Source organism: Rathayibacter sp. VKM Ac-2926, assembly GCF_022815565.1.
In the GTDB taxonomy this organism is placed as follows: domain Bacteria; phylum Actinomycetota; class Actinomycetes; order Actinomycetales; family Microbacteriaceae; genus Rathayibacter; species Rathayibacter festucae.
The window spans coordinates 1-12,952 of sequence record NZ_JALGRS010000015.1 but is presented as its reverse complement, the minus strand read 5'-3'; the positions used below and the strand labels follow the sequence as shown (position 1 = coordinate 12,952).

The window sequence follows — 12,952 nt, the reverse complement described above, 5'->3', positions numbered from 1 at the left end:
AGAAACGCCTCTCGGCGCGAGGCCGCTCGAAGCGGCTATAAGTGGAGCCCGGGGTTACTGCGATCCGGCTCCGACCAGTGTACCGGCTGTCCCCCGCAGGCCCGCGAGGGGCGTTCGCGGAGCGAGAACGCGGGGTGCCGCACGGCGCCGCGATCGGGTAGCGGAGTCCGCTCCTACTCGAGCGAGTCGCTGCGCCAGAGGCGTGCGCAGCTCACCAGCTCGGCCGCGGTGGTCGAGAGCCGGAGGGCGCGGGTGGTCAGCTGGCTCGCCCGCGGTCCGTCGATCAGCTCGACGTCGTCGGCCACCGAGGCGGCACCGGAGGCGCTCACCCGGCAGAAGGCCGCGGCGCGGTCGAGGGCGACGGCGAAGTCGCCGTCGAACACTCCGCGGAGGATGCGGTCGGCCAGCTCGGTGATCTCGGTCGGTCCGGTCGGCGTGACCGCGCCGGCGACGACCGGGTCGATGGTCGCCGAGAGCTCGACCCCGCGCTGGTAGAGGAAGCTCGTGCTCTCCGGGTCCTGCCGGATGACGAGCCGCAGCAGGTAGATGCGCCAGAGGGCGCCGGGGAGGCTGGACGGGCTGGAGCGGGCCCACAGCTCGGCGAGCGCGTCGATGCCGTTGTGGTCGGTGTACTCGACCAGGCGGTCGATGACCACCGGATCCGGGTCCTCGCGCACCCGGCTGAGCAGTGCGATCGCCGTCTCGTGGGCGACCCGGCTGATCTGCGCCGGGTCCTCCCCGCCCTGGAACGCCTCGAAGACGCGGGAGGGGAACTTGGTCGGCTTGTGGAAGCCGTCTGTCATGGGGCCGCCTTCCGCGGTCGGGCGGGACGCGCGGACGCGTCCTGCTTCGTGGGGGTTCGAGGAGGGTAACGCCTGCGCCTGGGCAGGTATGCCCGACACCGGTCCGGGCGCGCGGGGGCGCTACCCTGGATGCCGCGGGCCTCTAGCTCAGTTGGCAGAGCAGCGGACTTTTAATCCGCGGGTCGTCGGTTCGAGCCCGACGGGGCCCACTCCTCCCGCCGCCCCCCGAGCACGACCGCCGCGTGACGCGCGCCGGTGGACATGGCGGAGCAGCAGCGCTCGACACCCCTCCCGACGTCGGCCGAGATCACTCGTGGCAGAGGGACCAGGCGGCGTCGGGGTACTCGCGCTCCTCGCCGTCCTCGAACGAGACCAGGCGCCAGACGCCGTCGTGGTGCTCGAGGAGGCGGCCGCGGACGATCTCGGACTGCCAGCCGTCCACGGTGCGGAACCAGCGGACCAGGCGGACGGTCGTGCTCTGGTGGGGCTGGAGGCGGTGGGTCATCGGGTGTGTCCTGTCGGGGCGGGGTGGTGGCGGGGCGCCTGGTGGAGCTGCTCGATCGGCGGGGGGTCTCGGTACGTCGTCGGCGGCGGCTACTCGACCAACAGGGATCGGTGGCGGGGAGGGGCTGCTCGAGAGTCGGGTCGACTGGAAGACAGACCGCAGATCTTGCGGGTCGAGTAGCCCCACAGGGGCGTATCGAGACCCACCTCCCTCTGAACCTCGGTCTCCTCCTCGCCCTGCGATGGCGGCTGAGCGATCAGCAGCGGCGGCCGCGGGGGCGGGGCGACCGGCGGAAGGGGACACCGCCGGCCGCCCCTGCGGGTCAGCGCGTGGGGTCGACGCGCCAGTGGCAGACCATCGTGGTGGTCGAGCGGTAGGAGTAGGTGACCGCGTCGACCCTCGGCACCTCGCGCTCGTAGTCCGGGTAGAGCTCGGAGGCGGAGTCGACGCCGGGCGGGAGGCACGAGCCGAGGGAGACGTACCGGGTGAGCCGCGTCGGCGCCGTGTAGTCGTCACCGGTGACCGTGTCGTCGGCGGGCACGAAGGCGGGGATGCCGGTGAAGACGCAGACGAGCGTCAGCGACGTCCCGGACCGGACGAAGCGGTAGTCCTTCGTCTGGAGGCTGTAGCCGGGCGCGGCGGGCAGCAGGGCGCCGTAGTAGCAGGAGCCGTTCGACGAGATGTCGGTCGAGGCGTAGCCGTCGAGGTTGGCCCCGGCGTTGTGATCGGCGAGGGCGGGGGTGGCGGCGGCGCCCACGAGGGCGACGGAGGCGGCGAGGGCGAGCAGGGTGGAGCGGAAGGACGGCATGACGGTCTCCTCATTGAGACGGCGTCGGCGCTGAGCGTCGGCAGGGAGCGGTCGCTCGTCGTGCGAGCGGACGGCGGGCCCGGCTCGTGGAACGACGTCGTCCCCGTGCTCGGCCCCGCGGGCGTCCGGCGGACCGGATGACCCGAATTATAGACCGCTGCGCGCGCGCTGTCTGCCCCCTGCGAGGTCACGCAGGCGCTCCTGCCAGGGCCGTCAGACCAGTCGACCGGCGCGCAGCCTGCGGGAGCGGCGGCGCAGCGTCCGGTCGCTCGGACCGAAGCTGTCGGATTCGAGGAGGAGCCTCAGCGAGAGCGAGACCTGGCGGGCGAGACGCGGGTCGATCCCCTCCGGGATCCGTACCGCGTCGATGAGATCGAGAGCCGTCTGCGTGGTCCGGGACATCGCCATGCCCGTGACCCTAGAGAGGGTCGGCGCGTCCTGACGGCCCCGACACGGGGGCGCACGACGGCAGCAATGCTCAGCCGTCGTGCGCCCGGGTGCGAGTGGGGCGGGAGGCTACTTGCTGCCGTCGCCGCGGCCGGTCGCGGACTGCAGGCGATCGATGTGCTCGGACGCCTCCGCCTTCGTGATGTCGGCGGGGAGGGTCTCGCCGGCCTCGCGGGCGAGGGTGTCGAGGTAGCTGCGCTGCGGGCCGGTCATCGGCTCGTCGCCGGTGACCCAGTCGGACGGGTCCTTGCTGGCGCTGGTGTCGCTGCCGTCATCGGCACGGGCGCCGAGGACGTCGCCCTCGGTCTTGACGTCGGGATCGGTGGTGTTGGGGATGTCGTCGCTCATGCTGCGACCGTACGCCCGACCACCGACACCGGCGAGGGCTTGCGGAGCGGGCCCGGGCGACCCGTTCCGGTCGCGCGCAGGATGCGGCCGGCGTCCCGCGTCAGGAGCCGAGGAGAGCGTGGGCGACGGTGAAGATCACCAGGCCGGCCAGCGAGCCGACGACGGTGCCGTTGATCCGGATGAACTGCAGGTCCTTGCCGACCTGCAGCTCGAGCTTCTCGGAGGTCTCCTGCGGGTCCCAGCGGCCGATCGTCTCGCCGATGATGCTGGCGATGTCGCCCCGGTAGCGGTCGACGAGGTTCGCCGCGACGGTGCCGATCCAGGTGTCGACGGTCGAGGCGAGCGCCTGATCGGTCGAGAGCCGGCGGCCGAGGTCGACGACGATCGACTCGATGCTCGCGCGCAGCGGGCTCTCGGGGTCGTCCATCGCGCCGAGCAGCGACGACTTCGTCGACTCCCAGGCGTCCCCGGCCAGCTCGCGCACCCGGGGGCTGTCGAAGGCGCGGTTCTTGATCTCCTCGACGCGCATGATCAGGTCGGGGTCGCTGCCGAGGTCCTTCGCGAGCGTCGCGAGGTAGCCGTCCACCGCGATCCGGAACGGGTGCCCCTGGTCGTCGCGGATCGTCTCGACGAGGACGAGCGCCTCGCGGTAGAGCCGCTCGTCGACCGCCCGGCTGACCGCGGAGGGCAGCCAGCTCGGGAGCCGGCCGCTGACCATCCTCGTGAAGCTCTCGGGATTCGCGATCAGCCAGGCCTCGGCCTGCTCGACCAGCGTGTCCACGAGTCGGCGGTGGTGCCCCGCCTCGACGACGCTGCCGACGAGCGAGCCCAGCGGCGGGCCCCACTGCGGGTCGAGCAGGTGGCGCCGGGCGAGCGCCTCGATCACGCGCTGCACGTCGGAGTCGTCGAGCAGCGCGATCGCGGAGCGGACCGCCGCCGCGCTCTCGCCGCCCACGCGGTGCGCGTTCTCGGGCTCGGCGAGCCAGAGCCCGGCACGGCGGGCGATGCCGAAGGAATCGAGCTTCTCGCGGACGATCGCGCCGCGGAGGAAGTTCTCCTCGACGAACTGCGCGAGGCTCGCGCCGATCTCGTCCTTCTTGGTCGGGATGATCGCCGTGTGCGGGATCGGCAGCCCGAGCGGCCGCCGGAAGAGCGCCGTCACCGCGAACCAGTCCGCGAGCGCGCCGACCATGCCGCCCTCGCTCGCCGCGCGCACCCACTGGAGCCAGGGGTAGCGGTCCTGGAGGGCGAAGGACACGGCGAACACGATCGCCATCAGCACCAGCAGCCCGGTGGCGAGCCGCTTCATCGCGACGAGGGCGGCGCGCTTCGCCTCGTCGTCGCGCCCGGCGGAGGTGCCGCCGGCGGAGGTGCTGACGGCGCTCGTGCTGCTCGTCGTCATGACGAGGCGGGGAAGCCCTCGTGGCGGATGCCCCAGGCGACGCTCCACTCCTCGCCCGGCTCGAGCCAGCGCAGGCCCTGACCGGAGTTGAGCGCCTCGGCGGGCGCGGTCATCGGCTCGACCGCGATGGCGGTCTTGACGTCGTCGCCGTCAGGGAAGATCCGGGTGATGAAGACCTGGATGAAGTTGTGCGAGGCGTCGGCCCAGAGCAGCACGCGTCGGCCGTCGTCGGCGCGGAGGCCGTGGACGCTCTCGCCGTCGACGATCGTGACGTCGGCCCAGGCGTCGTCGAGCTCGAGCTCGCCGATCCGGCGGCCGCGGCGGAGGTCCCACTCGGTGCCGTCGACCGGGCTCTGACCGTTGGGGTTGAGCCGCTCGTCGACCTCGATGTGCAGGGCCGCGTCGACCGTGATCTCGAGCTCGTCGGTCGGGACGTCGCCGATCGCGAGGAACGGGTGCGTGCCGATCGCGACGGGTGCCTCGTCGGCTCCGACGTTGACGACGCGGTGCACGACCTTCAGGCCGTCGGCCTGCAGCTCGTAGCGGACCGTGGTCTCGAGGTGGAACGGGTAGCCGGCCTGCGGGACGACGGGCGCGGCGAGCTCGACGAAGGACGGGCCCTGCTCGACGACGCGGTAGGAGGCGCTGCGCAGCAGGCCGTGGATCGCGTTGTGGTACTTGGGCTCGGTGATGTCGAGCTGCTGGGTGCGGCCGGCGTGGTGCCAGCGGCCGTCCTTCACGCGGTTGGGCCAGGGCATCAGGACGATGCCCGAGCCGAACGGCGGGACGACGGTCTCGGGGTATCCGGCGGTGATCTCGACGCCGTCGACGGAGAGGTGGCGCAGCCCTGCGGCCACCTCCGTGACGACGGCGTGCAGGGTGCGTCCCTCGGCGGTGAGGTCGAGGGCGAACTGGCGCCCGGTTGCGGGGGCGGGAGTGAAGTCGGCCATCCCTGAATCCTACGGACCGGCACCGCCGTCGGCCTGCGGACCGGGCCGGAGCGTGCCGCAGCGGGTGACGGCGAGGCCCGCCGCCTCGAGCCGCCCCACGACGGCGTCGCCCGCGGCCGCGCCGGTGAGCAGGCGGTCGAACTCCTCGGTGCCGGCGACCCGGCCGAGGTCGACGACGCCGAGCTTGCTCGAGTCGGCGACCGCGACGCGGCGGGTGGCCGCGTGCAGCATGCGGCGCTTGAGCGTCGCCTCGGGCAGGTTCACGTTGGTCACGCCCGCCTCGGGATGGACGCCCGTGCAGCCGACGAAGACGACGTCGGCGCGGATCCGCTCGAGCACCTCGGAGGCGAGCGGCTCGACGAGGGAGTGCTGCAGCGGGCGCAGGGTGCCGCCGGTGACGACGACGGTGAAGCGCGGGATGGCGGGCTCGAGCGCGAGGGCGACGCTGAGGCCGTTGGTGACGACGGTGACGTCGCGGAGGTCGTCGCGGGCCACGAGCGCGTGGGCGATCGCGAGCGTCGTGGTGCCGACGTCGAGGATCACGCTCTCGCCGGAGACGACCGAGGCGGCGGCCTCGCGGCCGATCGCGGCCTTCTCGTCGGAGGCGGCGGCGAGGCCCTCCTCGAACGAGCGCTCCCCCGAGCGCTCGCCGGTCGGCACGGCTCCCCCGCGGACGCGCTGGACGGTCCCCTCGCCCGCGAGCCGATCGAGGTCGGAGCGGACGGTGACGACGGAGACGCCGAGGCGGTCGGAGAGGTCCGCGACGGAGACGAAGCCCTGCTTCTCGGCGAGCAGCCGCATCTCGAAGCGGCGCTCGAGCGCCGAGCGGCTCTCCTGCTCCCCGTCCGTCCTCATCGCTCCATCGTGTCCTTCGCGCCATCGACTTGTCAAAGAGAAACCGCGCTTTCCTTTCCGAAGGTCGCGGTCTATCGTGGGCGGTGCCATGAACGAAGCGATCCCCCTCTCCGCCGGCGTCGTCAAGCGCCCGCACGTCCTCGCCGACGGCCGCGACCTCATCTACTTCGATGACGCGGACACGTCCCTCCCTCCCGAGCGCTCGGCGGACGCCCGCGAGCTCGATCCCCGCCCCGCGACCGCGCGCATGCGCCAGGACGTCCTCACCGGGGAGTGGGTGTCGATCGCCGCCTCCCGGCAGAACCGCGTCTTCCTCCCGCCGGCCGAGCTCGACCCGCTCGCTCCCGCCTCGCCGACGAACCCGTCGGAGGTGCCGAGCGTCTACGACGTCGCCGTCTTCGAGAACCGCTCGCCGTCCTTCGGACCGCTGCTCGAGGACGAGGACGCGCCCGCGTCCCTCGAGGACCTCCGCACGCTCGGCCTCGGCCGGACCCTGACGAGCGTCGGCCGCTGCGAGGTCGTCTGCTTCAGCCCCGAGCACGAGGGCTCGTTCGCGACCCTCTCCGCCTCGCGGGCCCGCACCGTCGTGGAGGCGTGGGCCGACCGCGTCGCCGCACTGTCGGCTCTGCCCGGGGTGCAGCAGGTCTTCCCGTTCGAGAACCGCGGAGAGGCGATCGGCGTCACCCTTCACCACCCGCACGGCCAGATCTACTCCTACCCGTACGTCACCCCGCGGACGACGCGGCTGCTCGCGTCGCTCGACGCCTACGGCCCCGGGATGTTCGCCGACATCCTCGCCTTCGAGCAGGCCGGCGAGCGCGTGCTCGTCCGCGGCGAGCACTGGACCGCCTTCGTGCCCTTCGCCGCGCGCTGGCCCATCGAGGTGCACGTGCTGCCGCACCGCCACGTCGCCGACATCAGCGAGACGACGCCCGAGGAGCGCGACGAGCTCGCCGTGGTCTACCAGCGGCTCCTGCGCGGGATCGACGCGTTCTACGACTCGCCCACCCCCTACATCTCCGCCTGGCATCAGGCGCCGGTGCACGAGCGGCGCGACGAGGTGCGGCTCATGCTGCAGATCACGTCGCCGCGCCGCGCCGCCACCAAGCTCAAGTACCTGGCGGGCAGTGAGGCGGCGATGGGCGCCTGGATCGGCGACATCGCCCCCGAGACGAGCGCCGCCGCCCTGCGCGAGGCGATCGAGCGCGCCGACGCCGCCACCCTGGCCGCCGAGACGGCCGCGAACCCCGACGCGTCGCTCCCCGCCGCCGACACCACCCCCGAGGAGACCCGATGACCACCTCCGCCTCCCTCGACGCCGTCGCCGAGCGCGCCGCGCAGGACTTCGAGCGCGCCTACGGCCACCCGGCCGTCGGCGTCTGGGCCGGCCCCGGCCGGGTCAACCTGATCGGCGAGCACACCGACTACAACGACGGCTTCGTCTTCCCGTTCGCCATCGACCGCGCCACCGCGATGGCCGTCGCGCCGAGGGAGGACCGGGTCGTCCGGATCTCGAGCGCCTTCTCCCCCGAGCACGTCGAGATCTCGCTGGACGACCTCGGGCCGGACGCGCTCGACGGCTGGTCGGCCTACCCGCTCGGTGTCGTCTGGGCGCTCACCGAGTACGGCGTCGACCTCGGCGCGCGCTCGGGCTTCGACGCGTTCGTCGATTCGGACGTGCCGGTCGGCGCGGGGCTCTCCAGCTCGGCCGCGCTGATGTGCGCGATGGCCGTGGCGCTGAACGAGCTCTGGGAGCTCGGGCTCGACCGGGCGACGCTCGCCCGCGTGGGCCGTCGCGCCGAGAACGTGGCCGTCGGCGCGCCGACCGGGATCATGGACGAGTCCGCCTCGCTGTTCGGCGAGCGCGACGCGGCCGTCTTCCTCGACTGCCGGAGCCTGGACACCGAGGTCGTGCCGCTCGGCTTCGAGGAGGCCGGGCTGGTGCTCCTCGTCATCGACACCCGGGTCGAGCACGCGCACGCTACCGGCGGCTACGCCGAGCGTCGTGCGTCCTGCGAGCTCGGTGCCTCGACGCTGGGCGTCGAGTCGCTGCGCGAGCTGTCGGTGGACGACCTGCCGGGCGCCGAGGAGCTCCTCGACGACGTGACCTACCGCCGGGTGAAGCACGTGGTGACCGAGGACGCCCGCGTCCTCACCACCGTCCGCACCCTCCGCGAGCAGGGGCCGCGCGCGATCGGCGAGCTCCTCGACGCCGGCCACGTCTCGCTCCGCGACGACTTCGAGATCTCGATCCCGGAGCTCGACACCGCCGTCGAGGCCTCCCGCGGCGCCGGCGCGATCGGTGCGCGGATGACGGGCGGCGGCTTCGGCGGCTCCGCCATCGCGCTCACCCCCGTCGAGAAGGAGGAGGAGGTCCGCGCGGCGGTCCTCGCCGCCTTCGCCGACAAGGGCTTCCGCACCCCCGAGCTGTTCCTCGTGACCGCGGCCGACGGCGCGGGCCGCGTCCGCTGACCCTCCGATCTCCTAGGAGAGATCACCGGTAGGCATGGGCGAACCATGCTGATCGAGTAGCCCGCGGAGCGGGCGTATCGAGATCCACCACCGTCAGAACGCGAGTCTGCAGACCCGCCCTGTCGAGGGCGGTGGGTCTCGATACGCCCCTGCGGGGCTACTCGACCAGCATGAGAGGGGGCGCGGCGCGTCCTTTCTTCGCCGCTCGATACGCCCGCGGAGCGGGCTGCCCGAACAGCATGAGGGGCGGGCTGCTCGAACAGCGGCCTACTGGGCCGGCGCCGGCGGGACGACCGAGCGCAGAGCGCCTCCGGTGACGCGGACGAGCTCCGCGGCGCTGGTCGGGTAGACGGTGTGGGCGTGGCCGGCGGCCGCCCAGACGGTGTCGAACTCGGCCAGGGCGGAGTCGACCACGGTGGGCAGCGGGGTTGGGTGACCGACCGGCGCGACGCCGCCGATGGTCTGGCCCGTCGCAGCCTTGACGACCGCGGCCGAGGCGCGGGTGATCTCCCCGCCCAGCTCGGCGCCCAGCCAGTCGGTGTCCACGCGGTGCGCGCCGCTGGTGAGGACCAGCAGCGGCGACCCGTCCAGAAGGAAGACCAGCGAGTTCGCGATCTGGCCGACCTCGATGCCGAGGGCGGCCGCGGCGAGCGCCGCCGTCGACGCCGCCTCGTCGAGCCAGCGGACCGGCGGCCGCACCCCGTGCACTTCGAGATCCGCCAGGACACGGTCGACCGCGGGGTGGCTGCGCTCGCTCATGCGAACGACCGTAGCCGACCCCGCGGCCGGTGGCACCGCTACTCCGTGAGCGTCGCGATGTCGATGACGAAGCGGTACCGCACGTCCGAGGCGAGCACGCGCTCGTAGGCCTCGTTGATCTGCGACGCCGAGACGACCTCGACCTCGCTCGCGATGCCCTTCTCCGCGCAGAAGTCGAGCATCTCCTGGGTCTCGCGGATGCCGCCGATGCCCGAGCCCGCGAAGGAGCGGCGCGCGGCGAACAGGGTGAAGACGTGCAGCGGCAGCGCCTCGGCCGGAGCGCCGACGTTCACCATCGTGCCGTTGCGGCGCAGGAGGCCGAGGTAGGCGTCCAGGTCGAGCGGCGCGCTGACCGTGTTGATGATGATGTCGAAGGTGTTCTTGAGCGTGGAGAACGTCTCCTCGTCCTTCGTCGCGTAGTAGTGGTCGGCGCCCAGACGGAGGCCGTCCTCCTTCTTGCTCAGCGACTGCGAGAGCACGGTGACCTCGGCGCCCATCGCGTGCGCGAACTTGACGGCCATGTGGCCGAGCCCGCCGAGACCGACGACGGCGACCCGCTTGCCGGGGCCCGCCTCCCAGTGCGAGAGCGGCGAGTAGGTGGTGATGCCGGCGCAGAGCAGCGGCGCGGCGGCCTCGTAGGGGATCGACTCCGGGACGCGGAGCACGAAGTCCTCGACGACCACGACGTGCGTGGAGTAGCCGCCCTGGGTGACGGTGCCGTCGCGGTCGACGGAGGCGTAGGTGCCGGTGTTGCCCTTCAGGCAGTACTGCTCCTCGCCGGCGAGGCAGTTCTCGCACTCGCGGCAGGAGTTGACCATGCAGCCGACGCCGACGCGGTCGCCGACCTTGTGCTTGGACACCTCGGAGCCGACCTCGGCGACGACGCCGACGATCTCGTGGCCGACGGTGAGGGGGTACTGGACGGGGCCCCATTCGCCGCGGACGGTGTGGATGTCGGAGTGGCAGATGCCCGCGTAGGCGATCTCGATGAGCACGTCGTGCGCTCCAACGTCGCGGCGCTCGATCGTGGTGGGGACGAGCGGCTCGGTGGCGGAGGGGGCGGCGTAGGCGTTGACGGTCAGCATGTTTTCTCCTTCGTGGGGGCGCGCTCGAGCGGTGGTCGGGAGGGGGTGGGAACGCGAGCGCGTCTGCCCACGCTAGCGAGCCCCGGCTGGACGCCGCCCGTAGGCTCGGAGGATGCGGAGGACGATCGATCTGAACGCCGACCTCGGCGAGGGCTTCGGCGTGTGGTCGCTCGGCGACGACGACGCGATGCTCCGGCTCGTCACGAGCGCGAACATCGCCTGCGGCTTCCACGCCGGCGACCCCTCGATCATGCTCGCCACCTGCCGCACCGCCGCCGAGCGCGGCGTGGCGATCGGCGCCCACGTCGCGTACCGCGACCTCGCCGGCTTCGGCCGCCGCGACCTCCCCGTCGACCCGGCCGAGCTGCACGCCGACGTCGTCTACCAGCTCGGCGCCCTGCAGGCGATCGCGCGAGCCGCGGGCACCGAGGTGCGCTACGTCAAGCCGCACGGGGCCCTCTACAACCGCATCGTGCACGACGAGCGGCAGGCGGAGGCGGTGGTCGCCGCCGTCCGGGACACCGCTCCCGCACTGCCCCTGCTCGGCCTCGGGTGCTCCGCCGTCGAGCGCGCGGCGGCGAGCGCCGGCCTGTCGTTCCTGCGCGAGGCGTTCGTCGACCGCGGCTACCGCGCCGACGGCACGCTGGTGCCCCGCGGCGAGCCGGGCGACCTGCTGACCGACCCGGCGGTCGTCGCCGCCCGGGCCGTGCGGATGGTCCTCGAGGGCGCCGTGACGGCCGCCTCGGGCGAGGACCTGCAGCTCGACGTCGACTCCCTCTGCGTGCACGGCGACACCCCCGGCGCCGTCGCGATGGCGGAGGCGGTGCGCGCGGCCCTCTCCGAGGCGGGCGTCGCTCTGGCGAGCGCCGCCCCGTGATCCCGGTGCGGCTGCTGCCCTCCGGCGACCGCGCCGTGCTGGTCGAGGTCGACGGCCTCGACGAGGCGCTCGCCCTCGCGGCGGCGCTCGACCGCTCCCGGCCCGCAGGCGTCCTCGACCTCGTCCCCGCCGCGCGGACGGTCCTCGTCGTGCTGGACGAGTCGCTGCCGGTCGCGACGGCGTCCCCGTGGATCCTGCGGACCGCGGAGGCGACGGAGCCGAACGGGCCGGGCACCGTCGGCCGCCGGCACGAGATCGCCGTCCGCTACGACGGCGTCGACCTCGCCGAGGCGGCGGACGCCCTGGGCTGGACGCCCGCCGAGCTGATCCGCCGCCACACGGCGACCCCGTGGCGCGCGGCCTTCGGCGGGTTCGCCCCCGGCTTCGCCTACCTCGTCGCGCTCGCCCCCTGGCCGGAGGTCGCCCGCCGCGCCGAGCCGCGCACCCGCGTCCCCGCCGGCGCGGTCGCCCTCGCGGCCGGCTACTCCGGCGTCTACCCGCGCCCCTCCCCCGGCGGCTGGCAGCTGATCGGCTCGACCGACGCGGAGCTCTGGGACATCGAGCGCCTGCCGCCCGCCCTGCTCGCCCCCGGCGACGAGGTCCGCTTCCGGGCGCTGCCGTGAGCCTGCGCATCCTCGACCCCGGCCCCCTCGCCCTCGTCGAGGACCACGGCCGCCCCGGCCACGCCGCCGTCGGCGTCGGACGCTCCGGCGCGATGGACCGCGGCGCTCTCCGCCTCGCGAACCGCCTGCTCGGCAACGCCCCGGACGCGGCTGCGCTCGAACTGCTCGGCGCCGGCTTCACCGCCCGCTTCGAGACCTCCGCCTGGATCAGCCTGACCGGAGCCGCCGGAGCCGCGACCCTCGACGGCGCCGCCCTCGCCCGCGTCCTGCCGACGCTCGCCCCCGCGGGCTCGCTCCTGACCCTCGGCCGTCTGACGGCGGGCCTGCGCCGCACCCTCGGCGTCCGCGGCGGCATCGCCGCGCCACCCGTCCTCGGCTCCCGCTCCCGCGACACCCTCTCCGCCCTCGGCCCGGCTCCCCTTCGCCGCGGCGACCTGCTCGCGTTCGGCACCCCCGCCGGCGAGGTCCTCCTCCCCGACTGGTGGCCCTTCGACCCGCGCCGAGACCCGGTCCTGCGCGTGCACCCCGGCCCCCGCCTCGACCTCCTGCCCCCCGGCACGTGGCAGCGCCTGCTCACCGGCCCCTGGCACCTGAGCCCCTCCGCCGACCGCATCGGCCTCCGCCTCACCGGCACCCCCCTCCCCACGGGCGACGCCCCCGAGCTCCCCAGCGAGGCCCTGGTCCACGGCTCGATCCAGCTCCCGCCCTCAGGCCTCCCCGTCCTCTTCGGCCCCGACCACCCGACAACGGGCGGCTACCCCGTCCTCGCCGTCGTCACTTCGGCCTCCCTCGACCACCTGGCCCACCTGGCCCCCGGTGACGAGGTCCGCTTCCACTCCTGACCACCGAGGTCCGCCACCACCTCTGGTCCCTGAAACCCGGACTCCGCACCGCGCCGCCCGAAGGGCGCGCCCCTCCGCAGCCGTCGCCCCCGGAGGGGCGGGGGGGGGGGGGGGGGGGGGGGGGGGGGGGGGGGGGGGGGGGGGGGGGGGGGGGGGGGGGGGGGGGGGGGGGGGGG

General features: G+C 73.9%; 15 protein-coding genes and 1 tRNA gene. 6 read left to right on the top strand and 10 right to left on the bottom strand.

Annotation, left to right across the window (positions count from 1 at the left end):
- Positions 1-173 precede the first annotated feature (173 nt).
- Positions 174-803: a DNA-directed RNA polymerase subunit beta gene (locus tag MT351_RS17505; RefSeq protein ID WP_132435971.1), complete on the bottom strand. Its 630-nt coding sequence runs from the start codon at positions 801-803 to the stop codon at positions 174-176.
- Between the two features lie 136 nt (positions 804-939).
- On the opposite strand from MT351_RS17505, the gene MT351_RS17500 reads away from it, so the two are divergent.
- Positions 940-1,012: transfer RNA gene (locus MT351_RS17500), tRNA-Lys, on the top strand.
- Between the two features lie 98 nt (positions 1,013-1,110).
- Here the strand turns inward: MT351_RS17500 and MT351_RS17495 are convergent.
- The 7 genes from MT351_RS17495 to MT351_RS17465 form a co-directional block, all read right to left on the bottom strand.
- Positions 1,111-1,308 carry a hypothetical protein gene (locus tag MT351_RS17495; RefSeq protein ID WP_123735091.1) on the bottom strand — a complete coding sequence of 66 codons (198 nt, stop codon included), beginning with the start codon at positions 1,306-1,308 and terminating at the stop codon, positions 1,111-1,113.
- A 322-nt stretch (positions 1,309-1,630) separates the two neighbouring features.
- Positions 1,631-2,116 (bottom strand): hypothetical protein, encoded by a 486-nt coding sequence (locus MT351_RS17490; RefSeq protein ID WP_123445136.1) that lies wholly within the window; start codon positions 2,114-2,116, stop codon positions 1,631-1,633.
- Positions 2,117-2,329: 213 nt separating this feature from the next.
- Entirely contained in the window at positions 2,330-2,524 is a 195-nt protein-coding gene (locus tag MT351_RS17485; protein ID WP_123445135.1) for a hypothetical protein, read from the bottom strand.
- Positions 2,525-2,632: 108 nt separating this feature from the next.
- A complete protein-coding gene (locus MT351_RS17480; RefSeq protein WP_123445134.1) occupies positions 2,633-2,911 on the bottom strand; it encodes a DUF3072 domain-containing protein in 279 nt (92 codons plus the stop codon).
- Positions 2,912-3,011: 100 nt separating this feature from the next.
- A complete protein-coding gene (locus MT351_RS17475) occupies positions 3,012-4,313 on the bottom strand; it encodes a DUF445 domain-containing protein (protein ID WP_132435992.1) in 1,302 nt (433 codons plus the stop codon).
- Positions 4,310-5,263, bottom strand: a complete 954-nt coding sequence (locus MT351_RS17470; RefSeq protein ID WP_243582847.1) for an aldose 1-epimerase family protein — start codon at positions 5,261-5,263, stop codon at positions 4,310-4,312. Before MT351_RS17470 ends, MT351_RS17475 begins: the two co-directional genes overlap by 4 nt.
- Before the next feature lie 9 nt (positions 5,264-5,272).
- A complete protein-coding gene (locus MT351_RS17465) occupies positions 5,273-6,118 on the bottom strand; it encodes a DeoR/GlpR family DNA-binding transcription regulator (RefSeq protein ID WP_243582846.1) in 846 nt (281 codons plus the stop codon).
- An 88-nt stretch (positions 6,119-6,206) separates the two neighbouring features.
- Between MT351_RS17465 and galT the strand changes: the two genes are divergently transcribed.
- Positions 6,207-7,415 (top strand): galactose-1-phosphate uridylyltransferase, encoded by a 1,209-nt coding sequence (galT, locus tag MT351_RS17460; RefSeq protein WP_132435994.1) that lies wholly within the window; start codon positions 6,207-6,209, stop codon positions 7,413-7,415.
- On the top strand, positions 7,412-8,590 hold the full coding sequence (gene galK, locus MT351_RS17455) for a galactokinase (protein ID WP_243582845.1): 1,179 nt from the start codon (positions 7,412-7,414) through the stop codon (positions 8,588-8,590). The genes galT and galK overlap by 4 nt, the downstream gene beginning before the upstream one ends.
- A 267-nt stretch (positions 8,591-8,857) precedes the next feature.
- Here the strand turns inward: galK and MT351_RS17450 are convergent, their stop codons facing one another.
- Together MT351_RS17450 and MT351_RS17445 are read right to left on the bottom strand one after the other, a co-directional pair.
- On the bottom strand, positions 8,858-9,349 hold the full coding sequence (locus MT351_RS17450; RefSeq protein ID WP_132435996.1) for a YbaK/EbsC family protein: 492 nt from the start codon (positions 9,347-9,349) through the stop codon (positions 8,858-8,860).
- A 38-nt stretch (positions 9,350-9,387) separates the two neighbouring features.
- Positions 9,388-10,434, bottom strand: a complete 1,047-nt coding sequence (locus tag MT351_RS17445; RefSeq protein WP_123445129.1) for an NAD(P)-dependent alcohol dehydrogenase — start codon at positions 10,432-10,434, stop codon at positions 9,388-9,390.
- Positions 10,435-10,546: 112 nt separating this feature from the next.
- Here MT351_RS17445 and MT351_RS17440 point away from each other — a divergent pair, with 112 nt between their 5' ends.
- The 3 genes from MT351_RS17440 to MT351_RS17430 are packed head-to-tail and all read left to right on the top strand — an operon-like array spanning position 10,547 to position 12,776.
- Positions 10,547-11,311 (top strand): LamB/YcsF family protein, encoded by a 765-nt coding sequence (locus MT351_RS17440; RefSeq protein WP_243582844.1) that lies wholly within the window; start codon positions 10,547-10,549, stop codon positions 11,309-11,311.
- Positions 11,308-11,934, top strand: coding sequence for an allophanate hydrolase subunit 1 (locus tag MT351_RS17435; protein ID WP_243582843.1), 627 nt, complete (start codon positions 11,308-11,310; stop codon positions 11,932-11,934). The genes MT351_RS17440 and MT351_RS17435 overlap by 4 nt, the downstream gene beginning before the upstream one ends.
- Positions 11,931-12,776 (top strand): biotin-dependent carboxyltransferase family protein, encoded by an 846-nt coding sequence (locus MT351_RS17430; protein WP_207901638.1) that lies wholly within the window; start codon positions 11,931-11,933, stop codon positions 12,774-12,776. The genes MT351_RS17435 and MT351_RS17430 overlap by 4 nt, the downstream gene beginning before the upstream one ends.
- The last annotated feature ends 176 nt before the right edge of the window (positions 12,777-12,952 follow it).

Coding starts and splice junctions, on each gene's coding strand:
- MT351_RS17480 (WP_123445134.1), bottom strand. CDS start 2,911: ATGAGCGACGACATCCCCAACACCACCGATCCCGACGTCAAGACCGAG.
- galT (WP_132435994.1), top strand. CDS start 6,207: ATGAACGAAGCGATCCCCCTCTCCGCCGGCGTCGTCAAGCGCCCGCAC.
- MT351_RS17490 (WP_123445136.1), bottom strand. CDS start 2,116: ATGCCGTCCTTCCGCTCCACCCTGCTCGCCCTCGCCGCCTCCGTCGCC.
- MT351_RS17445 (WP_123445129.1), bottom strand. CDS start 10,434: ATGCTGACCGTCAACGCCTACGCCGCCCCCTCCGCCACCGAGCCGCTC.
- MT351_RS17440 (WP_243582844.1), top strand. CDS start 10,547: ATGCGGAGGACGATCGATCTGAACGCCGACCTCGGCGAGGGCTTCGGC.
- MT351_RS17450 (WP_132435996.1), bottom strand. CDS start 9,349: ATGAGCGAGCGCAGCCACCCCGCGGTCGACCGTGTCCTGGCGGATCTC.
- MT351_RS17470 (WP_243582847.1), bottom strand. CDS start 5,263: ATGGCCGACTTCACTCCCGCCCCCGCAACCGGGCGCCAGTTCGCCCTC.
- MT351_RS17495 (WP_123735091.1), bottom strand. CDS start 1,308: ATGACCCACCGCCTCCAGCCCCACCAGAGCACGACCGTCCGCCTGGTC.
- MT351_RS17505 (WP_132435971.1), bottom strand. CDS start 803: ATGACAGACGGCTTCCACAAGCCGACCAAGTTCCCCTCCCGCGTCTTC.
- MT351_RS17475 (WP_132435992.1), bottom strand. CDS start 4,313: ATGACGACGAGCAGCACGAGCGCCGTCAGCACCTCCGCCGGCGGCACC.
- galK (WP_243582845.1), top strand. CDS start 7,412: ATGACCACCTCCGCCTCCCTCGACGCCGTCGCCGAGCGCGCCGCGCAG.
- MT351_RS17465 (WP_243582846.1), bottom strand. CDS start 6,118: ATGAGGACGGACGGGGAGCAGGAGAGCCGCTCGGCGCTCGAGCGCCGC.
- MT351_RS17485 (WP_123445135.1), bottom strand. CDS start 2,524: ATGGCGATGTCCCGGACCACGCAGACGGCTCTCGATCTCATCGACGCG.